Here is a 25,124-nt window from a genome sequence, read left to right on the forward strand (position 1 = left end):
CCCCAGCTTCTCAGCCCACCCCCGGGTGAACAACCTTCATAGCTTCGACACCTAGGTCGCGAACGGCGCGAAGGTCGCCACGACCTGCTCATAGGCCGCCCGCTTGAACGGCACGATCAGATCGCAGGCCTCGTCCAGCCGGCCCCAGCGCCAGGCGTCGAACTCGATCTCGCCATGGGCCTCCAGATCGATCTCGGACTCCGGTCCGGTGAAGCGATAGGCGAACCATTTCTGCTTCTGGCCCAGCCAGCCGCGCGCCTGTTTGGTGCCCCCGTATCCGTCCGGAAATTCATAGGCGATCCAGCCCTCTGTGGCTCCCAGCGGCGTGACCGAGATCACCCCGGTCTCTTCATACAGCTCGCGTCGGGCCGCCACCTCGAGGGCCTCGCCGTCGTCGACGCCGCCCTGGGGGAATTGCCAGCAGTGCGGGGACTGGCTGCCGGCACGCCGCCCGTACCAGACGCGCCCGTCCGGGTGGAACAGGACCACGCCGACGTTCGGACGATAGCGGGACAGGTCGACGTCGGGGGCGGTCATGGCCCTTCCCTTAGCCTTCGCCCCCGATGCGGTCGAGCGTGTTAGCGTCCGGGGCGCTGGGCCATGGCCGAGGCGGGGGCCAGCTGCAGACCGCGCGCCTCGAGCCCGGCGCTCCAGCGGGCCACGGCCTCGACCGTCACCGGATAGCTGAAGCCGGTGCCCAGCGCCTGGCCGCGGGCCTTGGCCAGCGCCTCGATCGCATTGAGCTGGCCGACGATGGCGGTCGGGGACTGGGTCTGGTCGATGACCCGGTCGGCGCTGGCGCGGGACCAGGCCCCGGGCTTGCGATTGGCCGAGCCGTCATCGAGGAAGGCCACGCCGCGGCGGCGCAGCACATTCATGAATTCCGTCATGCCGGCGTCCGAGGTCATGAAGCGGTCGCCCAGATAGTTGGTCACGCCGAAATAGCCGGTCGCGCGACCCAGCAGCCAGGCCATCCGGGCCTGGACGTCACTGGCGTCGGCATCGGCCAGCAGGGTGTAGGGGCCGGGATCGTTGTCCGGATAGCCGGTCGGCTCCATCGGGATCTCGATCATCACCTCATGGCCCTGGGCCCGGGCCAGATCGATCCAGCCCTGCAGACCCTCGGCATAGGGGACGAAGCTGAGGGTGACCTCGGCCGGCAGGCGCTCGATGGCGGCGCGGGTGGTGACCGCGTTCAGGCCGAGTCCGCCGACGATCACCGCGACGCGCGGCTTGCCGTTCGGGCGGAACGGTCGCGCATAGGCCTGGGCCGGAACCCGGCCGTCGGTGGCGATCATCGGCAGCGCGCCGCTGGGACCGGGCTGGCTCAGGCCGGCGATCGGGGCGGCTGGCAGGGGCTGGGCCTCGCGCCGCGGCGCGGTGATGTTGGACCCGCCCGAGACGGTGGCCCCGTCGGGCAGGGTGATCAGGGCCTCGCCGCCGGCCGCGCCGTCCGCATCGAGGGTCGCCTCGGCCAGGGTCAGGTCCTGGTACAGGTCCATGGCCCCCGCCGAAAAGGCATCGAGGCCGGACGGGGCCGGGGGCGGGGCGACGGCCTCGCGGGTCAGGGAGACGCGGGCCGAGGGCGTCCCGGCGCGCGGGTCGCCCAGCACGGTCAGGAACAGGGCCGCGGCCCCCAGCAGCAACAGTCCGGCCCCGGCGACGGCGGCCGGCGGCTTCTTCATCACGGTCAGGACCGGGGCGACACGTTCACGCAGGCTGCGGCGCGCCGGGGGCGTACCGGCGGCGGCGGCGAGGGCGGACTGGCGTTTGGCGAATAGGGACAAGTCGGTACGCTCGGGTCAGGGACCGTGCGCACGGTCCGCTTCGAGAGTCAGATTGCCCGACGTCGGTTAAGAAACCCTAACGCGCCGTTCACCATGCCGATGCGGTCAGTTGGCCGGGGCCGCCGCGGTGACGGCACCCGCCGCCCCCTCGGGCAGGGTGACGATCACGCCGTTCGGGGGCGGGGCCATACGGCTGAGCTGTCCGCCGGCCCGCAGCACGTCGAAGGCCCGCTGCAGCTGGTAGTCCGTGGCCTCGTCGAAATCCTCGCCGGGGGCCTCATAGGGGGTGTGGGCCCCCCGGCGCTCCGCCCCGATCGAGGCGTCCAGGGCGGTGGCATAGGCGGCTTCGGAATAGATGAAGCTGGACCGCGACACGATCCGGGCCTCGGCGGCCGAACGGGCGACTTCGAGGTCCGGCTCGATGCCGATCTTCTGGATCGAGCGCCCGGACGGCGTGAAGTAGCGCGCCGTGGTGATCGACAGGGCCCCGTCCGCCCCGCCGCGCAGCGGAATCACGGTCTGGACCGAACCCTTGCCGAAGCTGGTCAGGCCGACCAGCGTGGCCCGTTCCTGGTCCTTCAGCGCGCCGGCGACGATTTCCGAGGCCGAGGCCGAGCCGTAGTTGATCAGCACCACCACCGGCAGGCCGCCGGTCAGGTCGCCCGGGCGCGCGGCGTAGCGTTCGATCTGGTCCGGCTTGCGCCCGCGCTGGCTGACGATCTCGCCGCGCTCGAGGAAGGCGTCCGAAACGTCGATGGCCGCCGTCAGCAGGCCGCCGCCGTTGTTGCGCAGGTCCAGGACATAGCCCTTCAGGGCCGGGTTGGTGCGCTTCAGCCGGGCGATGGTCTCGGTCAGCTCGCGACCGGTGTTCTCATTGAAGGTGGCGATCCGCAGATAGCCGAAATCACCCTCGACCCGGCCGGTGACGGACTCCACCTTGATGACCTCCCGGGTCAGGGTGACCTCGAGCGGGTCCTCGCCGTCGCGCAGGAAGGTGACGTCGACCGAGGTGCCGATGGCCCCGCGCAGCTTTTCCGACACCTGGGTCACGGTCAGGCCGGCGGCGTTCTGGCCGTTGATCGACTGGATCACATCCCCGGCCTGGACGCCGGCACGGGCGGCGGGACCGTCGTCCATCGGCGAGATGATCTTCACCAGCCCGCCCTCGGAGGTGATGGTCAGGCCGACGCCGGAGTACTGGCCTTCGGTGCGTTCGCGCAGGTCGCCGTAGCCGGAGGGCGGCAGATAGTTGGAGTGGGGGTCCAGCGCCGTCATCATGCCGGCCAGGGCCGCCTCGATCAGCTTCTTGTTGTCGACGGGCACGACATAGGCCTGTTCAGTCAGGGCCAGGACGTCGCCGAACAGCTCCACCATCCGGAAGGTCTCGTTGCGCGGTGTCTGGGACACGGTCGCTGCGCTGACGCCCACCAGGGTCAGAACGGCACAGCCGACGAGAAGCATCTTACGCATTCGGTCTTTTCCAGTGGGCCTGTGACGGCCCGTCCGTCACTCAAGCAATGTCGTCGCGACCAAATCGTGGCCGTGCCGGGTTCCGGCGATAAAATCAGCGTCATCGCCCCATGGGAAGCGGTTTCGCCTGCGCCGCACCTCGGCGGGTCCGGTCATTGCAGCCAGGGGGCCGGGTCGATCGACCGTTCGTCGCGCCTGAGGCCGAAATAGACCTCCCCGTCCTCGCCGCTGCGCCCCAGGGCCTGGCCGTCGCTGACCCGGTCCCCGGCCGTCACGGACAGGGCCTCGAGCCCCGCCACCACCGCGCGCCAGCCCGGACCGAGGTCGAGGATGACGACCTGGCCCCAGTCGTCCAGCGGGCCCGCATAGGCCACCCGGGCATTGGCCGGGGCGGCAACCTCCCTGCGGTCGGCCCGCCAGCGCCAGCCGTCGCTTCCCGGGCCGAAGCGTTCGGACGGACGGCCACTGACCGGGGCCGTCAGCCGGTTGCGCCCGGCCGGCAGCCGGGTCGTGGGACTGACTCGATCGGGATCGCCGGTCGGAACGACCCCGCCGAGGCTGCGGATGCGGGCCTGCAGGACGCCGGCGGCGCGTTCGGCCTGCTGGGCCTCACTGCGCAACACGGTCTGCAGGGCCCGCTTGCGGGCGGACAGGCTCTCGATCTCGGCGCGACGGTCGCCCTGGGCGCTCTCGACGGTGAACAGCCGTTCGCTCGACAGCACCGCCAGCCGCCGCACCCGGCTGATCTCGGTCTGCTGTTCGGTCAGCACCGCGACCCGCGCCCGCAGCTCGGGAGCCATGGCCTTGAGCAGAATGGCGGCCCGCACGGTATCCGTCGCGCGCGACGCCGGGATCAGCAGCGGTGGCGGCGGGCGACGGCTCATCATCTGCAGGGCCGACAGCAGGCGCGACTGCCGCCCCCGGACGCGCGACAGGTCGGCGGTCAGGGCCGCCTCGCGGCTGCCCAGTTCGCGCAGCCGGGCGCGCTGGGCGGTGATCTGACGGTCGTCGGTGTCCACGGCGGTCCGCAGTCGGGTCAGCTGACCGTCCAGGGTGGCGATTTCGGCCGCGGCCTCGGCCGCCTCGGCGCGCAGGCGACGGGCGCGGGCCTGTTCGTCGCGATACTCGGCCTGCAGGCGCGGCACCTCACCGACCGTCGCGGGCTGGCCGATGGCCGGGGCGGCGATGAGCAGGCCGAGGACGGTGAGGATGAGGGCGCGACGCATCAGTCGCGATGATAGGGCGAACCGGCCAGGATGGTCATGGCTCGGTACAGCTGCTCGGCCAGCATGGCCCGGGCCAGGGCGTGGGGCCAGGTCTGGGGTCCGAAGGCCAGGGTCGAGGCGGCGGTGTCCAGCACGCTGCGGTCGAGGCCGTCGGCCCCGCCGATGGCGAACACCAGCCGGCGCTCACCCCGATCCCGCAGTTCGGCGACATGGTCGGCGAAGGCGCGGCTGGCGAAGGTCTTGCCGCGCTCGTCGCAGGCGATCAGATGGGCACCCTCGGCGGCCCTGAGGATCAGCTCGGCCTCGGGGGCCTTGCCGGTCTTGCGCGGTTCCAGGTCGACCAGTTCCATCGGCCCCAGACCGAGGGCGCGGCCGGCCAGGCTGGTCCGCTCGGCATAGTCGGCGGCCAGGGTCGCCTCCGGCCCGCGCCCCGGCTTGCCGATCGCGAGGATGGCCAGCTTCATTCAGGCGAACTCAGGTGGAGGAGACGCGGTGACCGCTGTCGACCGACCAGATCTTCTCGATGTTGTAGAAGGTCCGCACCTCGGGCCGGAACAGGTGGACGATGACGTCACCGGCATCGATCAGCACCCAGTCGCAATGCGGCATGCCTTCGATCTTGGCCTTGCCCAGCCCGAATTCCTTGATCGTCCGCTGCAGGTGGTCGGCCAGGGCTCCGACGTGACGGTGCGACCGTCCGGAGGCGACGATCATGGTGTCGGCCATCGGGCTCTTGCCCTTGAGGTCGATCAGAACGATGTCCTGGGCCTTGTCCTCGTCGAGCTTGGACAGGATGGCCTGTTCCAGAGGGGTCGAGCCGACGGGAAGGGGAGCCTGCAGACCGTCTTCATTATGGATGGATTCGATCGGGTCCATCTCATGCGCCGCGTTCGAGGCGGTGCTGTCTTGCGCATCGTGCGCGGGCGAGGGGGTCAGCGGAGGGCTCCGGGGAGGTTCAATAAAGCGGCCTTCTAGCACGAACAGCGGCCGCCGTCACGCGGTCGGCAGTTGCAGCCGCGCGGCCCGGATCGCGGTCGAGGATCGCGGGTTCAACGGGGCCGGCAGATAGGTCCAGGCCGGGGTTCCGGCGGTCGGCAGCAGCCGGGCCTGTTCGGCCGGCAGCCGAAAGGCGGCGAAGCGTCGCGCCGCCGGGGCGGTCCGGCTGTTGAACAGGCTGCCGGGGCGGGCGATCACCGCCACCGGCATCAGCCGCATGATGTCGGTCCAGCCGCGCCACAGGTGGAAGGTGGCCAGGTTGTCCGATCCCATCAGCCAGACGAAATGGACGCCCGGATGCCGGGCCGTCAGGGCGCGCAGGGTATCGATCGTCCAGCCGGTGCGAATGCGGCTCTCGACATCCGAGACCACCATCGCGTGACCCGAGGCCGCCATCGCGGCGGCGGCGCGGGCCGAGGCCATGCGCTCGGCCAGCGGCGCGGTATCGGCGGTGTCCTTCAGCGGGTTCTGCTTCGAGACCAGCCAGATGACGCGGTCGAGATCGAGGCGGCGCATGGCGGTTTCGGCGACGTGGGCGTGTCCGTCGTGAGCCGGGTTGAACGAGCCGCCGAACAGACCGACGCGCATGCCCGGAGCCAGGTTGAGCCCGTCTCTCAGCGCCCCCGGACGGGGACCGAAGGCCTGTGCGGCCGGACCGGCATGGAAGAAGGACAAGGCGGGCTCGCGCGGACTTATGCTCACAGGGGAGCTAACACGCGCCCGGTCCCCTGTCGCGCCTCTATCGTCGTCCCCCGGTCATTGCCGCGAGGACGGGCCTCAGGGCCGGGTCTGACCCTTGCCGCGGATGGCATATTTGAAGCTGGTCAGCTGCTCGGCCCCGACGGGCCCGCGCGCGTGCAGCCGGTCGGTCGAGATGCCGATCTCGCCGCCGAAGCCGAACTCGCCGCCGTCGGCGAACTGGGTCGAGGCATTGGCCAGGATGATGCCGGCGTCGGCCTCGGCCAGGAAGCGCTCGATGGCCTTGTCGTCGGTGGCGATGATCGATTCCGTGTGGCCCGAGCCGTAGCGCGCCACATGGTCGAGGGCGGCGTCGATGTCGTCGACGACCCGGATGGCGATGACGGCCGCCAGAAACTCGGTGCTCCAGTCGGCCTCGCTCGCGGCGATCGCGTTGGGCACCAGGGCGCGGGTCGCGGCATCGCCCCGCAACTCGCATCCGGCGGCGATCAGGTCGGCGGCGATCAGCGGCAGCAGGCTGTCGGCGACCGCCCGGTCGATCAACAGGGTCTCGGCGGCCCCGCACACGGAAACCCGGCGCATCTTGGCGTTGACGGCGATGGCGCGGGCGGTGGCCGGATCGGCGCTTTCGTGGACATAGACGTGGTTGACGCCTTCCAGGTGGCCCAGCACCGAGACCCGGGCGTCGGCCTTGACCCGCTCGACCAGCGAGCGGCCGCCGCGCGGGATCAGCAGGTCGATCGATCCGTCCAGTCCGGTCAGGATGTGGCCGACGGCGGCGCGGTCGCGGGTGGTGACGATCTGCACCGTGTCCGCGGACAGGCCGGCCCCCTCGAGTCCCTCGACGAGGGCCGCGTGGATGGCCAGGTTGGAGCGCAGGCATTCCGATCCGCCGCGCAGGATCACGGCATTGCCGGCCCGCACCGCCAGGGCGGCGGCGTCGGCGGTGACGTTCGGCCGACTCTCATAGATGATCGCCAGCACGCCGATCGGGGTGCGGACGCGGGCGATGTCGAGCCCGTTCTCGGGCGTCCAGCGGGCCGTCTCGACCCCGACGGGATCGGGGATGGCGGCGATCGATTCCAGCGCGCCGATGACGCCGTCCAGACGGGCCGCGTCCAGCGCCAGCCGGTCCATCATGGCGGCGGCCATGCCCTTGGCCCTGGCGGCCTCGAGGTCGGCTTCGTTGGCGGCCAGCACGTCGGCGGCGCGTTTGCGCAGGGCCGTGGCCATGCCGGCGATGGCGCGGGTGCGGGTCTCGGCACCGGCGAGGGCCAGGGCGCGGGCGGCACTGCGCGCCTTGCGCCCCATGGCCGTCATCTCGGCGGCGAGGGACTGTTCGGGGGTGATGCTGGCGGGGGTTTCGGGCTTGGTCTGGGTCATGATCATCACCTTCAAATGGCTATTAACACCTGAAATTCAAGGCGTAGCCGCTCCCGGCGCCGGTTCGACGCCCTTCCGTTCCGGCCCTAGCGCAGGGCCAGATCCGCCGTGTGCACCACCTCGGGACCGGCCTCATAGCCCAGGGCGGCCTTCACACCGGTCGAGCGGACGCCGATGATTTTCGCCAGGTCCTTGGCGTCGAAACGCACCAGGCCACGGGCGATCTCGACGCCGCGTTCGTCGAGGATCTCGACGGGGTCGCCCTTGCCGAAGTCGCCGGTCGCCGACAGCACGCCGACCGCCAGCAGGGACTTGCCGCGGGCCAGGGCCCGGGCGCAGCCCTTGTCGACGACCAGTTCGCCGCGCGTCGCCAGCGAACCGCCGATCCATTGCTTGTAGGCGGCCTTCACCGTGGTCGCGGGGGCGATCAGGGTGCATTTGCGCCCCTCCTCCAGCGTCATCGCGCCCTTGGTCTTGGGCCGGCCCGCGGCGATCAGGGTGGCACAGCCGGCCTCGGCGGCGATGCGCGCGGCCATCAGCTTGGTGGCCATGCCGCCGGTACCGACCCCGGCGTCGGCATTGGCCCCGGTGGCCATGGCCTCGATCTCGGGCGTCAGGGTCTCGATATAGGGGATGTGGGTGGCGTTCGGGTCGACGCGCGGGTCGGCCGTGTACAGGCCGTCGACGTCGGACAGCAGGATCAGCAGGTCGGCGCTGATCATCTGGGCCACCCGGGCCGCCAGCCGGTCATTGTCGCCGAATTTGATCTGTTCGGTGGCGACGGTGTCGTTCTCGTTGAGGATCGGCACGGCCCCCATGTCGAGCAGGGCCCCGGCCGTGGCCCGGGCGTTGAGCCAGCGGCGGCGGGTTTCGGTGTCGTCGCGGGTCAGCAGGATCTGGGCGGTGATGATGTCATGGGGGTCGAACACCGACTCCCAGGCGTGCATCAGCAGGGACTGGCCGGCGGCGGCCGAGGCCTGTTTCTTCTCCAGCCCGGGCCCGCGGGCGGCGGTCCCCAGCCGGCGGCGACCCAGGGCCACGGCCCCGGACGACACGATCATCACCTGCTTGCCCTCGGCCTTCCAGTCGGCGATGTCCGCGGCGAGACCCTTGAGGCGCACCATGTCGACGGCATTGGTCTTGTTGTCGACCAGCAGGGACGAGCCGATCTTGAGAACAATGCGGTCGGCGGCGGCGATCGCTGTGGCCGCCAGCGGCGGATCAGACAGGGTCAAGGGGCCCACTCCTCAGGCGCGGCGACAATCACGTCACCCAGTGAATCGATCTCGCCGCGGGTCTTGCGGACCTCGGCCCAGGCGGCGCGCAGCAGCTCGGTGACGCCTTCGCCGGACACGCCCGAGACCAGCATCGGCCGGCGACCGGCCACGGCCTCCAGTTCGTCGGCCTTCTGTTGGCGCATTTCCGGGGTCAGGGCGTCGATCTTGTTCAGCGCCAGGATCTCGTTCTTCTCGGCCAGGCCTTCGCCATAGGCGTCCAGCTCGGTGCGGATGATGCGCCAGGCGGCGGCGACATCGTCCTGGGTGCCGTCGACCAGATGGATCAGCGAGGCGCTGCGCTCGACATGGCCGAGGAAGCGGGTACCCAGGCCGGCCCCGTCGCTGGCTCCGGCGATCAGGCCGGGGATGTCGGCGATCACGAACCGTTCGGTCGGCGACAGGTCGACCATGCCCAGGTTCGGCACCAGGGTGGTGAACGGATAGTCGGCGATCTTGGGCCGGGCCTCGGAGGCGGCGGCGAGGAAGGTCGACTTGCCGGCGTTGGGCAGACCGGCCAGGCCGATGTCGGCGATCAGCTTCAGCCGCAGCCAGATCCAGCGCTCCTGGCCTTCCTGCCCGGGGTTGGCGTGGCGCGGGGCCTGGTTGACCGGCCCCTTGAACCGGGTGTTGCCCCAGCCGCCGTTGCCGCCGCGCAGCAGGCATTCGCTCTTGCCGACCTCGTCCATGTCCAGCAGGACGGTTTCCTTGTCGTCGTCCAGCACCTGGGTGCCGACCGGAACCTTGAGCACCAGGTCCTCGCCCTTGGCCCCGTGCATCTGACGACCCTGGCCGTGGGTGCCGGTCGGGGCCTTGAAATGCTGCTGGTAGCGGTAGTCGATCAGAGTGTTCAGGCCATCGACGGCCTCGATCCAGACACTGCCGCCATTGCCGCCGTCGCCGCCGTCGGGACCGCCGTTGGGGATGAATTTCTCGCGCCGGAACGAGACGGAGCCCGCGCCGCCGTTGCCGGAACGAATATAGATCTTGGCCTGGTCGAGAAACTTCATGCGCGGCTTATGCCGCAACTGCGAGGCAATTTACAGGCAGGCCGCATGTTTGCCGGTGCGGCGACTTAACAGGATCGCAATCGCCCGGGTCCAGGGTGGGTCAGACCTGTCACGGGGATCAGAATGATCTCGACCATCATCACCGCGAACGCGGTCCCAGACCTGACCCGTCCGTCGCGCCCCGCGGCTGCCGGACCGCGTCCGGGCGCGCCGGAATCCGCCGCGACCCGCACGGCTTCGCGCCCGATCGCCGACCCGCGCGAGGCGGCGCGGGCCGTCCGCAAGGAGATGGCCTCGCGCCGCATGCAGGGTGTCGCCGAGCGGATGCGCGCCCTCAGCCTGATGATCAAGGCCGACCCACGCTCGGCGCTGAAACTGGCTGCTGAACTGGCCCGGGAACTGAAGGCGGCCGTGACCGCCTATCAGGAGGCCGGGGGCCGAAATGTTTCGTCCGGGGACATGGCCGTGATCCGCCGTCAGATCGCCGATGCCCGCCAGGCCCAGACGGCGGCCGACCAGCCCGCCGTTCCGGTCGCGGACGCCGTCGTGCCCGGAACGGCCGATGCCGATGTCCGGCGCGCGCAACAGGCCTATGCCCAGGCCGCCAGTGCGGAATTCCAGGCCCGGTCGATCGACCGGCTGTCGACCATGGAAGCCGTGGCCGGATCTGATTACGGCTTTTTCAACCAGGTGAAGGTGCTGGTGACGGGTCTGCGCAAGGCCCGCGATGACATTCGTTACGAGTCCCGCTCCGCCCTGCGCCCGCCCGATGACGAGGACTGGAAGGCCGCCGACAAGGCGCAGGCCGAACTGGAACGTCAGATCGACATCGGGGCGTCCGGGATATCCGTCAGGGCCTGAGGCCCGCACCGGAGATGAAGGGAACGAGGGCGCCGCCCCCGTTCCCCCGGCTTGTGAATCAGCCCTGCGGCCACACGCCGAACGGGTCGGACCACGGCATGTCCAGGGCTTCGGCCACGGCCGGATAGGTGATCTCGCCCTTCAGCACGTTCAGGCCGCGGGCCAGGTGCGGATCCTTCTTCAGCGCCTCAAGACCATGGTTGGCCAGGGCCAGACCGAACGGCAGGGTGGCGTTGTTCAGGGCTTCGGAACTGGTGCGCGGGGCCGCGCCCGGCATGTTGGCGACGCAATAGTGGACCACGCCGTCGATGACATAGGTCGGGTCCTCGTGGGTGGTGGCCCTGGAGGTCTCGAAACAGCCGCCCTGGTCGATGGCCACGTCGACCAGCACCGAGCCGTTCTTCATCGCCTTCAGGTCCTCGCGCTTGATCAGCTTGGGGGCCGAGGCCCCGGGGACCAGCACGGCCCCGATGATGACGTCGGCCTTGACCATCTCCTCGTCGATCGCATTGATCGAGGAATAGCGGGTGATGACCCGGCCCTGGGTGACCTCGTCGATATAGGCCATGCGCGGAATCGACCGTTCCAGCACCACGACCTCGGCCCCGAGGCCCATGGCCATCCGGGCCGCGTTCAGGCCGACGACGCCGCCGCCCAGCACCAGCACGCGCGCCGGGGCCACGCCCGGGACGCCGCAGAACAGCAGGCCCATGCCGCCATTGTGCTTCAGCAGGGTCTCGGCGGCCGAGAAGACGGCGATCCGGCCGGCGACTTCGGACATCGGGGCCAGCAGCGGCAGGCCGCCCTTGGCGTCGGTGACGGTCTCATAGGCGACGGCCGCGCATTTCGAGGCCAGCAGACCCTTGGTCTGTTCCGGGTCCGGGGCCAGGTGCAAGTAGGTGAACAGGATCTGGTCCTCGCGGAGCATTTCCCACTCGACCTTCTGCGGCTCCTTGACCTTCACGATCATGTCGTTGTTGGCGAAGATCTCGGCGGCCGTGGCGACGATCTTCGCGCCGACCTTGCCGTAGTCCTCATCGGTGAAGCCGGCCCCGAGACCGGCACCCTGCTGGACCGATACGGCATGACCGTGGGCCACATATTCGCGCACGGCGGTCGGCGTCAGGCCGATACGGTGCTCATTCTTCTTGATCTCGGTGGGGACGCCGACGCGCATGACCGTTTCCTCTGGCTGGGACGGGCGCGCTCAAGGGCTGGCGGGCCGCGTTGCGAGCGGCAATCTAGCGGCCTATCGCGCGCAGGTTCCTGTTCTTTTCGATGACTTCGCGGTATATATTCGCAGAATCTGCGAAGGGATCCGCAAATTGAAGACTGTTTCTGCCGTCACCCTCGATGACACCGACCGAAAGATGATCCGCGCGCTCCAGGGCGACGGTCGCATGACCAACGCCGACCTGGCCCGGACCGTGAACCTGTCGGAGAGCGCCTGCCTGCGTCGCCTGCGGGCGCTGGAGACCGCCCAGGTCATCAGCCGCTACGCCGCCATCATCAACGAGCGTGCCGTCGGTCTGCCGATCAGCGTCTTCGTCACGGTCACCCTGTCGTCCCAGTCGGAGGCCGCCCTGACGGCGTTCGAATCGGCCATCGCGACGGTGCCCGCGGTGGTCGAATGCTATCTGATGACCGGCGGGTCGGACTATCTGTTGCGGCTGGTGGTGCGCGACGTCGATGACCTCGAACGCGTCCATTCCCACGAGCTGACCCGGATCCCCGGCGTGACCCGGGTCTCGTCCAGCGTGGCCATGCGGACGGTGGTCAAGCGCGGGGCCCTGCCGGTCTGAAGCTTGTGCCGCACTCCGGGGTTGCCCATGTCGACGGGTAGACAGCCGGGGGGACCGATGGATTACCGACAAACAATCGTCTGGCTGGGCTTTGGCCTGCTGGCCGGACTGGCCGCCGTGCCCGGTCTGGCCGCGGGCACCGCCCCGCTGCTGCCCCTGTGCCTGTGTGGCCTGAGCCTGGCCTGTGCGGCCCACGGCCCCAGCCGCGACCGTGTCATGCAGGCGATCGGCAGGGTTCTCGCGGGTTCGACCCTGCGCCTGGTTCTGATGACGGTTGGCATGGCGTTGATCTGGCAACTGGTGGGGATCGAACTGGCCTTCCTGATGGCCGGTGACGTGCTGGCCTATGTCGAGGTCGTGGCGGCCATGAGCCTGATCGCGACCAACGCCCGGCTGGCCGCGATCAGGACGGACATCGTCCGGCGCATCGCGGCCGTCCGTGCGGGGCTGTCCATCCCGTGGAGCGGGGTGCGGCGCAGCGTCCGTGCCGTGCGCCGTCCCGGCCGGAAACCCTCCCGTGCCGACGATGCGGAAGGGCCAGCGGCCTGGGCCTTCGCCTGAGCCCTCCGCCCGGCCTCAGTCCCCGACCGTGTGCAGGTCCCGGCCCCGGGTCTCGGGCAGCCAGATCAGGGCCACGACCACGGCGATGGCGGTGAAGACGATGGAGTACCACAGGCCGAAATAGATGTTCCCCGACCAGGCCACCAGGGCGAAGCTGGCCGCCGGCAGCAGCCCGCCGACCCAGCCGGTGCCGATATTGTACGGCAGGCTCATCGCCGTGTAGCGCACCCGGGTCGGGAACAGCTCGACCAGGGCCGCCGCCTGCGGTCCGTACAGGGCGGTCGCCGCGACCATGAAGATCATCAGGATTCCGAACACCAGCGGCAGGTTCATCCGGGCCCGGTCGGCCCTGTCCGGATAGCCGGCCCCGGCCAGGGCGGCGCGGATGCGCCCGTCGACGTCGGCGCGGGCCGCGGTCAGGGTCGCCTTGTCCAGCCCGGTTCCCTCGACCGAGGCGACGGTCAGCGCGCCGATGCGGACGACGGCCAGGCTGCCGGCGGGGGCGTCGGCATTGTCGTAGGAGATGCCCGCATTGGCCAGCACACCCTTGGCCATGTCGCAGGACGAGGCGAAGGCGGTCTTGCCGATCGGGTCGAACTGGACGGCACAGGTGGCGGGATCGGCGACCACGGTGACCGGGGCGCTGATCTGGGCCTCGGCCAGCGCCGGGTTGGCCGCCTTGGTCAGGGCGTGGAATCCGGGGAAGAAGGCGACCAGCGCCAGGATCATGCCGAACAGCATGACGGGCTTGCGCCCGACCTTGTCCGACAGCCAGCCGAAGAAGACATACAGGCCGGCCGAGGCCACGGTGATGGCCAGCACCAGCTGGTCGACCAGGGCCACATCGACCCGCAGCACCCGCTCCATGAAGAAGCGGGTGTAGAAATAGCCGCAGTACCAGACCGCCCCCTGGGCCACCATGATGCCGAACAGGGCGATCAGCACGAAACGGCCGTTCGTCCAGGTCAGGAAGGCTTCGCGGTAGGGTGCCCGGCGTTCACCGCCCTCGGCCTCCATCTGCACATAGGCCGGGCTCTCGTTCAGCTTCAGCCGGATCCACAGGGAGATACCCAGCAGCAGGGACGAGATCAGGAACGGAATGCGCCAGCCCCAGGCGTCGAACGCCTCCGCGCCGACGATGAACCGGGTGACCAGGATCACCGACAGGGCCCCGATCAGGCCGAAGGCGGCCGTGGTCTGGATCCAGCCGGTCAGCAGGCCCCGCTTCTTCCGCGGCGAATGTTCGGCGACATAGATGGCAGCCCCGCCGTATTCGCCGCCGAGAGCGAAGCCCTGCAGCACCCGCATCAGCAACAGCAGGATGGGCGCAGCGATGCCGATGCTGGCGTAGCCGGGCAGCAGGCCGATGGCCACGGTGGCCACACCCATCAGGGTGATGGTGACGAGGAAGGTGGTCTTGCGTCCGGTGCGGTCGCCGAACCAGCCGAACACCAGGGCTCCCAGCGGGCGCACGACAAAGCCGACCCCGAAGGTCAGCAGGGCCAGGATGTAGCCGGTGGCCTCGCCGACGTCGGCGTAGAAATGGCGGGCGATGACCGTGGCCAGCGAGCCGAAGATGAAGAAGTCATACCATTCGAAGGCGGTGCCGGCGGCCGAGGCCACCACAACGGTGCGCAGGCCCGGCGCGGTCTTGCCGGCCGCTGTGGTCGCGTCTGTGGTCATCGATGGTCCCCCCGGAGCGTCGTTTCGGCGGCGTCGTCTGGCGGACACCTGCGCCGGTGATGCTAGCGACCCGTTTGGCTGGCGCAAGGGCCAGACCGCCCGTCGGGGGATGGACGTGAAAAACCCCGCCGGCAGGGGGACCGGCGGGGCTCTCTTCAACCGGCCGCGTCGTCAGGGGCGATGCGCGGCCGGGCAGGTCTCGGGCTGACGAAACGTTCCTAGCAGGAACGGCCTTCGGCACAGTTCTCGACGGCCTGGCCGGCGGCCTGGGCGTCTTCACCCACACCGGCAATCGTGTTGCAGGCGGCGGTGGTCATGGCGGCGGCGGCGGCGAAAAGAATGAAAAGCTTGCGCATTGAAGAACTCCTGAAAGGCCATATGGCCTCTTGCGGAAACTCAACGCCGTGCGGGCCGCGGGGTTCCCAGGTCAGCCGGATCGACCGGCGTAATCGCCTCGGGTGTCGCAAAGACCATCCGGGCGATGGTTCCGCCGCCGGGCGAGGGCACGATCTCGGCCGTTCCGCGCAGCTGTTTGGCAAAGGCCCCCATCAGGGTGGTGCCGACCCCGGTCAGCCGGGTTTCATCGACACCGGGGCCGTCGTCCTCGACCTCGAGCACACTGCTGTCGCCCCGGACCCGGAAGCGGACCTTGAGATCGCCACCGCGTCCGGCGAAGGCGTGTTTCTGGGCGTTGGTCACGGCCTCGACCAGCCACAGGGCCAGCGGGGCCAGCTTGTCCGGATCGACGACGAGGGAGTCGGCCTCGACCGAACTGGTGATCACCGGTCCCTGACCGGTGGCGCTGGCCACCAGCTGGCCGACCAGGTCGTTCAGGAAGATGCGGGCGTCGGCGTAGCGCAGGTCGTCGCTCTGGTAGAGGGTGCGGTAGATCAAGGCCAGGGCGGAGATCCGCTGGCGGGTGTCGCCCACCGCCGCCCGGGCCGGGCCGTCGGTCAGGGCCCGCTGCTGCATCGACAGCAACGACGAGATGATCTGCAGATTGTTCTTCACCCGGTGGTGGATCTCGCGCATCAGCGCGTCCTTCTCGGACAGGGAGTCGGTCAGGGCCTTGTCCCGGGCCGTGATGGTCTCGGCCAGGGTGTCCAGGGTCGAGGCCAGCAGGCGGATCTCCGACGGCGCGTTGACCGCCTGCAGCGGGCGCACCGAAAACCGGCCCCGGGCATAGATGGCCGCCACCCGTTCGAGATAGTCGAGCCAGCGGATGATGATCCGCTCCGAGACCAGCATGACGGCGGCGAAGGCGGTCAGCCAGGCGGCCAGCGGCAGGATCAGCACGCCGACCGGATTGATCCGGGCCCAGGACAGCAGGCCGGGCGCGGGTGCCGACAACACGACATAGACGTCGCGCCCGGCCAGGGCCGCCCCGGCATAGTCCCGGTTGCGCCCCTGCCGGTCGTCGGCCTCGAACACCGCCGAGGATCCCGCGCGGGCCCGCTGGACCCAGCCGCGCAGCGACTGGCCGTCGCCGAGTGCAAAGGCCGCGGCGTCGGTGGCGGTCAGCAGGTTGCCGTCGCCGTCGGTCAGGGCGGCTTCCGACCCCTCGGGCAGGGCCCGGTCGGTGATGTCAGGCTGCAGACTCGACAGCGGGATCAGGGCGATCATGGCCCCGTCGAATGTGCCCATCGGCCGCTCCAGGCGGATGGCGACGATCAGGTTGGGCTCGGTGGCCGTCGACACCGGGGCCCGGGCCAGCACCATCGACTCGCCGGATCGCAGGCGCTTGAACCAGTCGCTGTCGCGCACGGCGGCCTCCCAGGCCGGGCCGGACTCGGCGGCGTCCGAGGCGCAGACCTGCTGGCCGCCCGCGCTGATCCGCGCCAGGCCATCGACGCTCTCGAGCCGGTCGACCAGGGTCGTCAGGCGCGGTTCGCAGAAGAATTGCAGGGATTCCGGACGCAGGGCCTGGAGCAGGACAGCGGTGCTGTCGAGCCGCGACTTGGCCCCGGCCGCGCTGCGTTCCGCAGCCAGTTGCAGGTCCGATCGCCGGGCCTCGGCCTGGTCGCGGAAGTCAGACTGGGCCTGGAAGACGCCGAGCAGCAGGATCGGCAGCAGGGCCAGCGCCATGGCCAGACCGATGCGGAAGCGGATGCCCTGGAAGGGCCGAGCCGAGGCTCCCTGACCGAGCGAGCGCCCCAGCTGGACCATCGCCTAGCCTTGCCGGGCGCCGCTCAGGCGATCCGCATCAGCCAGGATGGAGCGCATGGCGTCGCCGGCGGCGCGTCCGTCGCGGGCGTAGCCGCCACGCTCCAGGGTCGCCTGCAGGGCCTTGCGGGCCCGGCTGACCCGGCTCTTCACCGTGCCGACCGCGCATTGGCAGATCGCCGCCGCCTCCTCATAGGCGAAGCCGCCGGCCCCGACGAGGGTCAGCGCCTCGCGCTGCTCCTCGGGCAGGGTGGCCAGGGCCAGGCGCAGCTCGTCGAGGGCCACCGGGGCCTCGGGGTCGTCGACCGCGACCAGGGTCCGCTCGGCGGCCTCCTGGTCAAGCTGGGACTGACGCCAGGAGCGGCGCTTCTCGGAATAGAATTGATTGCGCAGGATCATGAAGGTCCAGGCCTTCATATTGGTGCCCATCTGATAGCTGGCCCGCGCGTCCCAGGCCTTCATCATCGCGTCCTGGGCCAGGTCGTCGGCTGCGGTCGGGTCGCCCGCCAGGGTCCGGGCGAAGGCGCGCAGGTGCGGGATCAGCGCGACCAGCTCCTTCTTGAAGGCGGGGTCGTCGGCCGAGGGCGGTTTGGGGGGGGCGGACATCGGGCCGGATCCGCTCATGCGCCGCTTCCGCCGGAAGGTTTCTCATCCGCGCGCCGCAGGATTTCCAGGAATTCGTCGGGGACCGGCTCGTTGACGACCTCGTCGAACATGTGCCGCAGCTTGACGCCGATCGCCTGCTGGCGAAGGCGCGCCTCTTCCAGCCCCGCCTCGCCTTGTGCGGAAGGCGGGCTGCGCCGGGAAGGATTGGAATTTTCATTCATCGAATAAACGGCCGCCACCCAGACATGCATGTGTTTCCAGGATGCCGACAACGCCAGCCCTGCCAAGGGGTTCCTAGATTGCTGTCGATTAATGCTCAAGCTTCTGCGTGAAGTCGGGGAACCGTTGCCGATTGGATACGTTGCAATCAACTGTCGCGCTTCGGACACGCCGGATCGCCTCACACTGTCGGGGATTACGAATGAGCCTACTGGCCAGACTGGCACCACACCTGCCCTACGTTCGCCGCTATGCGCGCGCCCTCACCGGCGACCAGACCACCGGCGACAACTATGTCCGGGTGGCGCTGGAAGCGCTGGCCGCCGGCGAGCGACAACTGCCGCCCGAAATGTCGCCGCGGGTCGCCCTGTATCATGTGTTCCATGCCATCTGGGCCTCGACCGGGGCCCGGCTGGAGGACGGCAGCGGCATGGACAACGGTGATGACGCCTCGCGACGCCTGATGCGGATCGCACCGCGTTCGCGCCAGGCCTTCCTGCTGACGGCCCTCGAGGGGTTCACCCCCTCCGAGGCGGCCCAGGTCCTCGGCTCCGACGCCCATGACGTCGAGCGCCTGATCGGCGAAGCCCAGGCCGAGATCGACGCCGAGCTGGCCACCGACGTGCTGATCATCGAGGACGAGGCCATCATCTCCGCCGATATCGAAAGCCTGGTGACCGAACTGGGTCACCGCGTCACCGGAATCGCCACCACCCACGACGAGGCCGTCGACGCGGTCGCCCGTCAGCGTCCGGGTCTGGTCCTCGCCGATATCCAGCTGGCCGACGGCTCGTCCGGGATCGATGCGGTCAAGGACATCCTGAAGCGGGTCGACGTGCCGGTGATCTTCATCACCGCCTTCCCCGAACGCCTGCTGACCGGCGAACGCCCGGAGCCGACCTTCCTGATCACCAAGCCGTTCCAGCCGGAAACGGTCAAGGCGGCGATCAGCCAGGCGCTGTTCTTCCATCCGTCCCGCCAGGCCGCGGAGGTCTGACGGGGACCGGCGATCCGCAGGATGAATTTACGCCTGTGGCGGGAACTTTTGCGAGGGCGGAACATTGGGATCATGCGGAGACGGCGACGCCCCCCAAAACTTGAGGCCGGTGAAAGCCGGTCTCCCGTCTCCGCACCTCATTCTCGATGATGCCAACTGGACGGGCCCGACAGGGCTCGTCCATTTTCTTTGCGGGATTGGCGGCCGGGCGATCGTCGGCCCTCGACATGGCTGCCGCCTTCGCCACAATGAAGGCTGCTGAACATATCGCCTCGCGAGCGAACAGGGAGAACTGTGATGACGCAGGTGAATCGTCAGTGGGTCCTCCGCCAGCGGCCTAGGGGCCCGGTCAAGGCCGGCGATCTGGAGCTGGTCGAGAGCCCCGTGCCGGATCTCAAGGAGAACGAGGTGCTGGTCCGCACCATCTATCTCTCGCTCGACCCGACCAACCGCACCTGGATGAACGACGCCGAGGGCTATCTGCCGGCGGTCGGTCTCGGTGATGTCATGCGCGGCCTGACCCTGGGCGTGGTTGAGCAGAGCCGGTCGAACCGGTTCCGGCTCGGGGACATTGTCTCGCCCGTGTCGGGCAGCTGGGCCGACTATGCCGCCGTGCACGAGCAGGGGCTGCGTCAGGTGCACCGGGCCGCGGGCCTGCCCCTGACCGCCAATCTCTCGGTGATCGGCATGACCGGCATGACCGCCTATTTCGGCGTCACCGACGTGCTCAAGGCCAAGGCCGGTGAGACCTTGGTGATCTCGGCGGCCGCCGGCGCGGTCGGCTCCATCGCCGGCCAGATCGCCAAATTGCGCGGGGCGCGGGTCATCGGCATCGCCGGCGGCGCGGACAAATGCCGCTGGCTGACCGAGGAACTCGGCTTCGACGCGGCCATCGACTACAAGAACGAGGACGTCGGCGAGGCGCTGGACCGTCTCGCGCCCGACGGCATCGACCTCAATTTCGAAAATGTCGGCGGCGACATCATGATCGCGGTCTGGAACCGGTTGAAGCCGCATGCGCGCATGGCGGTGTGCGGCCTGATCTCGGCCTACAACGCCACCAAGGCTCCGCCCTCGCCGAATTTCTCGCGCATCATCACCCACCGGCTCAGCGTCCAGGGCTTCCTGGTCCTCGACTACGCCCCGCGCGCCCGCGAGATGGTCGCGGAGATGGGCCCCTGGCTGGTCGACGGCGCGATCAAATGGAAGGTCCACGTCGACGATGGTCTGGAAGGGGCGGTCGATTCGCTGAACCGGCTGTTCACCGGCGATCACGACGGCAAGCTTCTGGTCCGGGTGTCTGAAGAACCGGCCGGCTGACGGAGACAGACCGATGAGCGATCCGCTGCACATTCATTTCGAGGACGTCGCCATCGGCCAGGTGGTGCCCCTCGGAGCCTGTGCGGTGGACCAGGGCGGGATGGACGTCTTCGTCGAGCGGTTCGCGCCGGGCTGGGACACCGCCTATGGCGCGCCCGACGCCATGGTCTATGCGCTGTGGAGCCGGCTGGCGGCCGACAAGTCCGCCGGCTGGGCCCAGAGCAAGGTTCTGGCCGTCGACGGCCTGCGCTTCATGCGCAACCCGCCCCCCGGCGAGCTGATGCGGGGCCGGATGACGGTCATGGGCAAGGATCCGGTCGGCGACGACAAGGGCATCGTCATCGCCCAGCACGACCTGCTGGACGAGGCGGGCCGGCTGGTCTTCTCCTGTCTGACCCGGGCCCTGTTCGCCCGCCGCTAGCGCGACAGCCCCGACGCAGAAAAACGCCCCGGCCGGAGAACCGGACGGGGCGTCTGTCATTCGGTCGATCCTGCCGGGGACGGATCAGATCCGCCCCCCGGCAGACCCGTTCAGGCGTTGGCGGCGGTCGGCGTCTGGGCCGCGCGCTGGAAGGTCATGGCGATCAGACGATCCCAGCCCAGCAGCGACACCAGGTGGGCGTAGATCTGGCCCAGGGCACCGTTGTCGCGCAGTTCGGCCAGCTTCTTGGCCGGGAGGGCCTTCAGCTTCTCTTCCGAGACCGCGAAATAGTCGGCCAGCTTCTGGGGCGTGCCGGCCGTGCCGTCGGCGTTGCGGGGCGTGAACACCGCGTCGCGCGTTTCCAGCAGGTCCAGGTCCTTGAGCAGGGTGACGAAGGCGTCGGTCCGCATCCGCTCCTGTTCGAAATTGTTGCAGAACTCCATCGCCTGCTGGGTGTAGGCGCTCGGCTTGCCGTCTTCGAACAGGGCAACGGCCCCGCCTTCCTTGACGAATTCAGCGGCGCGATCGACGCACAGGATCATGCGCTTCTGCTCGTCATCGTTGGCGAAGACGAACGGATAGCGGCGCACGTAGGCCGGGATATAGGCCTCCGCGCGGAACTCGCCGGACGCCTCGATGAACAGGTTCTCGGTGGGGCGCAGGCCCATGACCGCGACGGGCTGACGCGAATCGCCGACAAAGATCACGGGATAGGACAGGGCCGCCGGGGCGAACTCGGTCACGGTCAGCGGCACGACATGGCTCTTGGCCACGAAGGCGTAGGGCTGGTCGACCGGATCGACGCCCAGTTTGCCGTGGTGCTCGGCCGAAAGCGGCTCGGGCTTTTCATAGAACAGGACGCTACCGGCCAGCCCTTCGGAAGTAGTTGCAGTTGTGTCAGTCATGGACGCGATCAGGCCCCGGAATTGAAGGAAGGACGGGTTCTAGCCCAGACATGTCCGGGCAGCAAACGGGGTCGCCCCGGCGGCGAGCGTCGTGGTAAATACCCGCCTGTAAAAGGGTTTCAGCCGCGCGACGGATCTAGAATCGGTAGGTGAGTCCAACCCGCAGATTGCGACCGGGCAGGGGCGCGATATCCTTGAGAAAGGAGGCGTGCTCGCGGGCCTCGACATTGGTCAGGTTGTGCAACTCGCCGAAGACCGTGACCCTGTGGTCGGCGAACGGATGCAGGGCGGCGGACAGATTGACCATCGTATAGCCGTCGGTGGGCCGTTCAAAGGCCGTGATCCGGGTCTGCTCGCCGACGCGGCGCACTTCCAGGGCCGTGTCGAACCGGCCCGTCGACCAGGCCAGCCGCGTGCCGGCCGACCACGGCGGAATGCGGGCGGCGGGACCGAAATCGGTCTGGGCCCGGACCATGTCCGCCATCCCGGTGAGGGTCAGGCTGCGGTCGCCGTCGACCCAGAGGTCATAGCTGGCCTCGGCCTCGAAGCCGCTGAAATCGGCATTGGTCTGGACATAGTCAAAGATGGGCAGGCCGGAATCGACGTCGTCGACCCCGGTCGGGCGCAGATCGATGAAGCCGTCATAGCGGGCCGCATAGACGTGCAGGTCGGCCGTCAGCCGGCCGGAAGCGAAATGCATCGTGCCCTCGATCGAGGTGGCGACCTCGCTGTCGAACGTCGGATCGCCGCGCTCATAGGCGGCCGTGGCGATGTGCGCCCCGTCGGCGAACAACTCCACCTCGCTGGGCGCGCGGGCGTTGCGGGCGACGGTCAGGCCCAGGAACAGCGGTTGCGACGGACGCAGGAACAGGCCGGCCGAGGCCGAGACATTGCTGAACGACCGTTCGGTCGCGGGGCTGTCGACGCGGCGCTTGTCGAAACGGATCCCGCCCTCGAGGCCATAGCCGTCGCGGTCCACACGCTGCACGGTGTAGAGGCCGTGTTCGCGGGTGGTCGTGCGGGGCACATAGGCTTCGTCGCCGACGGCGTCGAAATCGCGGTCCAGGACCTGCGCCCCGACCACGCCCTGCCAGCCGTCGCGCGGACGCTGGATCAGTTCCAGACGCCCCTCATAGCCGCTGGAATAGAAGACGGTACCGACATCCGGCCCCTCGAACTCGGTATGGGTATAGTCGGCATAGGCCGCACCCAGCCGGACCTTGTCGAACCATTCGCTACCCAGGGTGTGCTCACCGCGCACGTCGTAGCGGGTCTGTTCCAGCTGGATCGTCACATCCGGTTCGGCGACGGTGCCGTAGGTCGAATTCGTCGTCTTCACCGAACCGCCGAAATAGCCGCCGGCGCCGATCCAGGACACCCCGGCCCCGGCCTGCTCGATCTCGGCGGCGCTGTTGGCCACGGTCGACGGACCGGCGCGCGGCACGCCCGTCTCGTCGGCCAGGCGTTGTGACAGGGCCGGACCCGGGATCCCGTAGTCATCGCTCCGATGGCTGTAGCCGTCGATGGTGACGACCAGGGCCCCGAGATTGGCCTTCAGGCTCGCGCCGCCCCCGCGGCCGTTGTCGATGCCCGACACCTGGCTCGAGACATGGCCGTCGACCCCGCCCCCGGCCCGGGTGGTCGGCACCCGCTCGTCGATGATGTTGACCACCCCGCCGATGGCCGAACCGCCGAACACCAGCGTCGACGGGCCGCGCACGATTTCGATGCGGCTGGCCTCGGCCGGGTCGACCGCGACCTGATGGTCCGGCGACACCGAACTGGCGTCGATCAGGCCCAGACCGTTGGTCAGGACCTGGACCCGCGGGCCGGACAGGCCCCGGATCACCGGGCGGCTGGCCCCCGGGGCGAAATTGGAACTGCGCACGCCCGGCAGGCCGTTGACCAGGTCGCCCAGGGTCGCGGCCGGGGCCACGGCCAGCTGTTCGGCATCCAGAACCTCGACCGCCAGCAGACTGGCGCGGTCGGTGACCCCGAACGGGGTGCCGGTGATGATCACATCCTCCAGCCTGACCGCCTCGGTCGCCGGCGGTGCGACGGGCGGCGTCTGCGCCAGGGCGGTGCCGCACAGGGCGGCCCAGCCGGTCGCGGTCAGCAGCAGGGTCCGGGGAGAGCAGGTCATACGCATGGGAACACTCGGGGGAGGGAAGTCATCTGTTATGAGATAACATCACAAAAGGTCAAGCGCCGGACATTGCGGGATCGGGTCCGACCGACTAGCTGTGGGCCATGGGCGACGCCTGCCAACACGATCATGCCGTCAACGGGCCGGGACCCGCGGCCGTAAACGCGGCCGTGGCCCGCGCGACCGCGCGCTGCCAGGCCGACGGCGAACGGATGACGGCCCCCCGCCGGCGGGTCCTTGCCCAGCTGCTGGCCGCCGGCGAGCCGATGAAGGCCTATGACCTGATCGCCGGCTATGGCGAGGACGGCCAGGCCGCCAAGCCGCCGACCGTCTATCGCGCCCTCGAATTCCTCGAACGGCGAGGCCTCGCCCACCGCATCGCCTCGATCAGCGCCTATGTCGCCTGCAGCGGCAGCGATCAGGCCCATGCCGCCGCCTTCCTGATCTGTGACTGCTGCGGGGCGACCGAGGAGGTCACGCCCGGTGCCGCCGACGGCCTGGCGCGCGCCGCCGCCGCAGCCGGCTACCGGATCGAGCGCACCACCATCGAGGCGCACGGTCGCTGTCCCGGCTGCAGCGCCGCGGCCTGACGCCTGGCCTGACGTCGGGGGAACTGGCGCGGCGACCGGCGAAGGCCTACCTGACAGGGATGGATGCCATCCGCCTTTCACCGCCCCGCCGTCTCAGCCTGCCGCTGGCCAATCGCCGGGGCGACGGCCGGATGGCGGTGCTGGATTTCGGCGACGCCGACCGTCCCGTCGATCTGGTCTTTGTCCACGCCAACGGCTTCAACGCCCTGACCTATCGCAGCCTGCTGGCCCCGTTGTCGGGTTCCCTGCGCCTGTGGGCCCCCGACCTGCGGGGTCACGGTGGCACCAGCCTGCCCGCCGAACCGCACGGCCGCCGCAGCTGGGCCGATCATCGCGACGACCTGATCGCCCTGATCGATACGATCGACGGGCCGCCGGTGGTGCTGGCCGGCCATTCGATGGGCGCGACCAGTGCCCTGCTGGCCGCCGCCGAGCGACCGGACCGGGTCTCGGGACTGGTGCTGTTCGACCCGGTCATCTGGGATCGCTGGGCCGTGGCCGCCTTCCAGCTGCCGCTGCTCGACCGGATCGCCTCGCGGATCCCGCTGGTCAAGGCCGCCCGCCGCCGCCGCGCCGTGTTCGACAGCCGCGAACAGGCCATGGCCGCCTATACCGGGCGGGGCGCGTTCAAGGGCTGGCCCGAGATGATGCTGGCCGACTATCTGGTCGACGGCCTGGTCGAGACGGACGCCGGATTCGCCCTGGCCTGCGCGCCGGAATGGGAGGCCTCCAACTACGGGGCCCAGAGCCATGACCCGTGGCGGGCGCTGCGACAATTCGACCGGCCCGTCCGGATCCTGCGGGGAGAGACGGGATCGACCTGCCGGGTGCGCGAGCGGCCGCGCGGCCTGCCCCACGTAACGGTAGAAACCGTGCCCGGCGCAACCCATTTCCTGCCCATGCTCCGTCCTGACATCGCCCGTGACGCCCTGTTCGACGCGGCGGTCTAGACTGGCGTCGGCCGACACCGGGCGCTAAACCGCCCTCAATCTCGAATGTACCGCT

At 69.5% G+C, this 25,124-nt stretch carries 26 protein-coding genes; 8 read left to right on the plus strand and 18 right to left on the minus strand.

The window, feature by feature from the left end; genetic code table 11:
- Positions 1-51: 51 nt before the first annotated feature.
- The 10 genes from AACZ75_RS13530 to obgE all read right to left on the minus strand — a co-directional run bounded on the left by AACZ75_RS13530 (position 52) and on the right by obgE (position 9,845).
- Entirely contained in the window at positions 52-537 is a 486-nt protein-coding gene (locus AACZ75_RS13530; protein ID WP_339873556.1) for an RNA pyrophosphohydrolase, read from the minus strand.
- 41 nt (positions 538-578) lie between these two features.
- Positions 579-1,787: a divergent polysaccharide deacetylase family protein gene (locus AACZ75_RS13535; protein WP_339873558.1), complete on the minus strand. Its 1,209-nt coding sequence runs from the start codon at positions 1,785-1,787 to the stop codon at positions 579-581.
- Positions 1,788-1,892: 105 nt separating this feature from the next.
- On the minus strand, positions 1,893-3,257 hold the full coding sequence (locus tag AACZ75_RS13540) for a S41 family peptidase (RefSeq protein ID WP_339873560.1): 1,365 nt from the start codon (positions 3,255-3,257) through the stop codon (positions 1,893-1,895).
- Positions 3,258-3,409: 152 nt separating this feature from the next.
- Positions 3,410-4,483: a peptidoglycan DD-metalloendopeptidase family protein gene (locus tag AACZ75_RS13545; RefSeq protein ID WP_339873562.1), complete on the minus strand. Its 1,074-nt coding sequence runs from the start codon at positions 4,481-4,483 to the stop codon at positions 3,410-3,412.
- Positions 4,483-4,947, minus strand: coding sequence for a 23S rRNA (pseudouridine(1915)-N(3))-methyltransferase RlmH (gene rlmH / locus AACZ75_RS13550; protein WP_339873563.1), 465 nt, complete (start codon positions 4,945-4,947; stop codon positions 4,483-4,485). The genes AACZ75_RS13545 and rlmH overlap by 1 nt, the downstream gene beginning before the upstream one ends.
- Before the next feature lie 10 nt (positions 4,948-4,957).
- Positions 4,958-5,359 carry a ribosome silencing factor gene (rsfS, locus tag AACZ75_RS13555; protein ID WP_339873565.1) on the minus strand — a complete coding sequence of 134 codons (402 nt, stop codon included), beginning with the start codon at positions 5,357-5,359 and terminating at the stop codon, positions 4,958-4,960.
- A 117-nt stretch (positions 5,360-5,476) separates the two neighbouring features.
- Positions 5,477-6,154 carry a nicotinate-nucleotide adenylyltransferase gene (locus tag AACZ75_RS13560; protein ID WP_339873567.1) on the minus strand — a complete coding sequence of 226 codons (678 nt, stop codon included), beginning with the start codon at positions 6,152-6,154 and terminating at the stop codon, positions 5,477-5,479.
- Between the two features lie 102 nt (positions 6,155-6,256).
- The gene (locus tag AACZ75_RS13565) at positions 6,257-7,561 is read right to left on the minus strand and encodes a glutamate-5-semialdehyde dehydrogenase (protein ID WP_339873568.1); all 1,305 of its coding nucleotides are present in this window, start codon (positions 7,559-7,561) and stop codon (positions 6,257-6,259) included.
- An 86-nt stretch (positions 7,562-7,647) separates the two neighbouring features.
- Entirely contained in the window at positions 7,648-8,775 is a 1,128-nt protein-coding gene (gene proB, locus AACZ75_RS13570) for a glutamate 5-kinase (protein WP_339873720.1), read from the minus strand.
- 17 nt (positions 8,776-8,792) lie between these two features.
- Positions 8,793-9,845: a GTPase ObgE gene (gene obgE / locus AACZ75_RS13575; RefSeq protein WP_339873569.1), complete on the minus strand. Its 1,053-nt coding sequence runs from the start codon at positions 9,843-9,845 to the stop codon at positions 8,793-8,795.
- A 123-nt stretch (positions 9,846-9,968) separates the two neighbouring features.
- On the opposite strand from obgE, the gene AACZ75_RS13580 reads away from it, so the two are divergent.
- A complete protein-coding gene (locus AACZ75_RS13580) occupies positions 9,969-10,706 on the plus strand; it encodes a hypothetical protein (protein ID WP_339873570.1) in 738 nt (245 codons plus the stop codon).
- 58 nt (positions 10,707-10,764) lie between these two features.
- On the opposite strand, the gene ald is transcribed toward AACZ75_RS13580, so the two are convergent.
- Positions 10,765-11,883 (minus strand): alanine dehydrogenase, encoded by a 1,119-nt coding sequence (ald, locus tag AACZ75_RS13585; protein ID WP_339873571.1) that lies wholly within the window; start codon positions 11,881-11,883, stop codon positions 10,765-10,767.
- 148 nt (positions 11,884-12,031) lie between these two features.
- Here ald and AACZ75_RS13590 point away from each other — a divergent pair, with 148 nt between their 5' ends.
- Both AACZ75_RS13590 and AACZ75_RS13595 read left to right on the plus strand, forming a co-directional pair.
- Positions 12,032-12,508: an Lrp/AsnC family transcriptional regulator gene (locus AACZ75_RS13590; protein ID WP_339873572.1), complete on the plus strand. Its 477-nt coding sequence runs from the start codon at positions 12,032-12,034 to the stop codon at positions 12,506-12,508.
- A 57-nt stretch (positions 12,509-12,565) separates the two neighbouring features.
- Complete coding sequence (locus tag AACZ75_RS13595; RefSeq protein WP_339873574.1) at positions 12,566-13,069, plus strand: hypothetical protein; 504 nt, start codon at positions 12,566-12,568, stop codon at positions 13,067-13,069.
- Positions 13,070-13,084: 15 nt separating this feature from the next.
- Here the strand turns inward: AACZ75_RS13595 and AACZ75_RS13600 are convergent, their stop codons facing one another.
- The 5 genes from AACZ75_RS13600 to AACZ75_RS13620 form a co-directional block, all read right to left on the minus strand.
- Positions 13,085-14,752, minus strand: a complete 1,668-nt coding sequence (locus AACZ75_RS13600; RefSeq protein ID WP_339873576.1) for an MFS transporter — start codon at positions 14,750-14,752, stop codon at positions 13,085-13,087.
- Between the two features lie 218 nt (positions 14,753-14,970).
- Complete coding sequence (locus AACZ75_RS13605) at positions 14,971-15,108, minus strand: entericidin A/B family lipoprotein (protein WP_339873578.1); 138 nt, start codon at positions 15,106-15,108, stop codon at positions 14,971-14,973.
- A 40-nt stretch (positions 15,109-15,148) separates the two neighbouring features.
- A complete protein-coding gene (locus AACZ75_RS13610) occupies positions 15,149-16,918 on the minus strand; it encodes a sensor histidine kinase (protein ID WP_339873580.1) in 1,770 nt (589 codons plus the stop codon).
- Positions 16,919-16,921: 3 nt separating this feature from the next.
- Positions 16,922-17,521, minus strand: coding sequence for a sigma-70 family RNA polymerase sigma factor (locus AACZ75_RS13615; protein WP_339873582.1), 600 nt, complete (start codon positions 17,519-17,521; stop codon positions 16,922-16,924).
- A gap of 14 nt (positions 17,522-17,535) precedes the next feature.
- The gene (locus AACZ75_RS13620; RefSeq protein ID WP_339873721.1) at positions 17,536-17,742 is read right to left on the minus strand and encodes a NepR family anti-sigma factor; all 207 of its coding nucleotides are present in this window, start codon (positions 17,740-17,742) and stop codon (positions 17,536-17,538) included.
- Positions 17,743-17,942: 200 nt separating this feature from the next.
- Here AACZ75_RS13620 and AACZ75_RS13625 point away from each other — a divergent pair, with 200 nt between their 5' ends.
- The 3 genes from AACZ75_RS13625 (at position 17,943) to AACZ75_RS13635 (ending at position 20,478) form a co-directional block, all read left to right on the plus strand.
- Positions 17,943-18,737, plus strand: a complete 795-nt coding sequence (locus tag AACZ75_RS13625; protein ID WP_339873583.1) for a response regulator — start codon at positions 17,943-17,945, stop codon at positions 18,735-18,737.
- A 297-nt stretch (positions 18,738-19,034) separates the two neighbouring features.
- Positions 19,035-20,057, plus strand: coding sequence for an NADP-dependent oxidoreductase (locus AACZ75_RS13630; RefSeq protein WP_339873585.1), 1,023 nt, complete (start codon positions 19,035-19,037; stop codon positions 20,055-20,057).
- A 13-nt stretch (positions 20,058-20,070) separates the two neighbouring features.
- Positions 20,071-20,478 carry an acyl dehydratase gene (locus AACZ75_RS13635; RefSeq protein WP_339873587.1) on the plus strand — a complete coding sequence of 136 codons (408 nt, stop codon included), beginning with the start codon at positions 20,071-20,073 and terminating at the stop codon, positions 20,476-20,478.
- Positions 20,479-20,588: 110 nt separating this feature from the next.
- Here AACZ75_RS13635 and AACZ75_RS13640 read toward each other — a convergent pair whose 3' ends face one another.
- Complete coding sequence (locus tag AACZ75_RS13640; protein ID WP_339873588.1) at positions 20,589-21,383, minus strand: SapC family protein; 795 nt, start codon at positions 21,381-21,383, stop codon at positions 20,589-20,591.
- A gap of 136 nt (positions 21,384-21,519) precedes the next feature.
- Positions 21,520-23,532 (minus strand): TonB-dependent receptor, encoded by a 2,013-nt coding sequence (locus AACZ75_RS13645; protein WP_339873589.1) that lies wholly within the window; start codon positions 23,530-23,532, stop codon positions 21,520-21,522.
- Between the two features lie 101 nt (positions 23,533-23,633).
- Here AACZ75_RS13645 and AACZ75_RS13650 point away from each other — a divergent pair, with 101 nt between their 5' ends.
- Positions 23,634-24,119: a Fur family transcriptional regulator gene (locus AACZ75_RS13650; protein ID WP_339873591.1), complete on the plus strand. Its 486-nt coding sequence runs from the start codon at positions 23,634-23,636 to the stop codon at positions 24,117-24,119.
- A 59-nt stretch (positions 24,120-24,178) separates the two neighbouring features.
- On the plus strand, positions 24,179-25,069 hold the full coding sequence (locus tag AACZ75_RS13655) for an alpha/beta hydrolase (RefSeq protein ID WP_339873592.1): 891 nt from the start codon (positions 24,179-24,181) through the stop codon (positions 25,067-25,069).
- Positions 25,070-25,124: the final 55 nt, after the last annotated feature.

It is taken from the genome of uncultured Brevundimonas sp., assembly GCF_963975535.1.
Lineage (GTDB): Bacteria > Pseudomonadota > Alphaproteobacteria > Caulobacterales > Caulobacteraceae > Brevundimonas.

Coding starts and splice junctions, on each gene's coding strand:
- AACZ75_RS13615 (WP_339873582.1), bottom strand. CDS start 17,521: ATGTCCGCCCCCCCCAAACCGCCCTCGGCCGACGACCCCGCCTTCAAG.
- AACZ75_RS13610 (WP_339873580.1), bottom strand. CDS start 16,918: ATGGTCCAGCTGGGGCGCTCGCTCGGTCAGGGAGCCTCGGCTCGGCCC.
- AACZ75_RS13620 (WP_339873721.1), bottom strand. CDS start 17,742: ATGAATGAAAATTCCAATCCTTCCCGGCGCAGCCCGCCTTCCGCACAA.
- AACZ75_RS13645 (WP_339873589.1), bottom strand. CDS start 23,532: ATGCGTATGACCTGCTCTCCCCGGACCCTGCTGCTGACCGCGACCGGC.
- AACZ75_RS13595 (WP_339873574.1), top strand. CDS start 12,566: ATGGATTACCGACAAACAATCGTCTGGCTGGGCTTTGGCCTGCTGGCC.
- AACZ75_RS13650 (WP_339873591.1), top strand. CDS start 23,634: ATGGGCGACGCCTGCCAACACGATCATGCCGTCAACGGGCCGGGACCC.
- rlmH (WP_339873563.1), bottom strand. CDS start 4,947: ATGAAGCTGGCCATCCTCGCGATCGGCAAGCCGGGGCGCGGGCCGGAG.
- AACZ75_RS13530 (WP_339873556.1), bottom strand. CDS start 537: ATGACCGCCCCCGACGTCGACCTGTCCCGCTATCGTCCGAACGTCGGC.
- AACZ75_RS13565 (WP_339873568.1), bottom strand. CDS start 7,561: ATGACCCAGACCAAGCCCGAAACCCCCGCCAGCATCACCCCCGAACAG.
- AACZ75_RS13605 (WP_339873578.1), bottom strand. CDS start 15,108: ATGCGCAAGCTTTTCATTCTTTTCGCCGCCGCCGCCGCCATGACCACC.
- AACZ75_RS13640 (WP_339873588.1), bottom strand. CDS start 21,383: ATGACTGACACAACTGCAACTACTTCCGAAGGGCTGGCCGGTAGCGTC.
- AACZ75_RS13545 (WP_339873562.1), bottom strand. CDS start 4,483: ATGCGTCGCGCCCTCATCCTCACCGTCCTCGGCCTGCTCATCGCCGCC.
- AACZ75_RS13600 (WP_339873576.1), bottom strand. CDS start 14,752: ATGACCACAGACGCGACCACAGCGGCCGGCAAGACCGCGCCGGGCCTG.
- AACZ75_RS13655 (WP_339873592.1), top strand. CDS start 24,179: ATGGATGCCATCCGCCTTTCACCGCCCCGCCGTCTCAGCCTGCCGCTG.
- AACZ75_RS13540 (WP_339873560.1), bottom strand. CDS start 3,257: ATGCGTAAGATGCTTCTCGTCGGCTGTGCCGTTCTGACCCTGGTGGGC.
- ald (WP_339873571.1), bottom strand. CDS start 11,883: ATGCGCGTCGGCGTCCCCACCGAGATCAAGAAGAATGAGCACCGTATC.
- AACZ75_RS13630 (WP_339873585.1), top strand. CDS start 19,035: ATGACGCAGGTGAATCGTCAGTGGGTCCTCCGCCAGCGGCCTAGGGGC.
- AACZ75_RS13580 (WP_339873570.1), top strand. CDS start 9,969: ATGATCTCGACCATCATCACCGCGAACGCGGTCCCAGACCTGACCCGT.
- rsfS (WP_339873565.1), bottom strand. CDS start 5,359: ATGGACCCGATCGAATCCATCCATAATGAAGACGGTCTGCAGGCTCCC.
- obgE (WP_339873569.1), bottom strand. CDS start 9,845: ATGAAGTTTCTCGACCAGGCCAAGATCTATATTCGTTCCGGCAACGGC.
- AACZ75_RS13625 (WP_339873583.1), top strand. CDS start 17,943: ATGAGCCTACTGGCCAGACTGGCACCACACCTGCCCTACGTTCGCCGC.
- AACZ75_RS13635 (WP_339873587.1), top strand. CDS start 20,071: ATGAGCGATCCGCTGCACATTCATTTCGAGGACGTCGCCATCGGCCAG.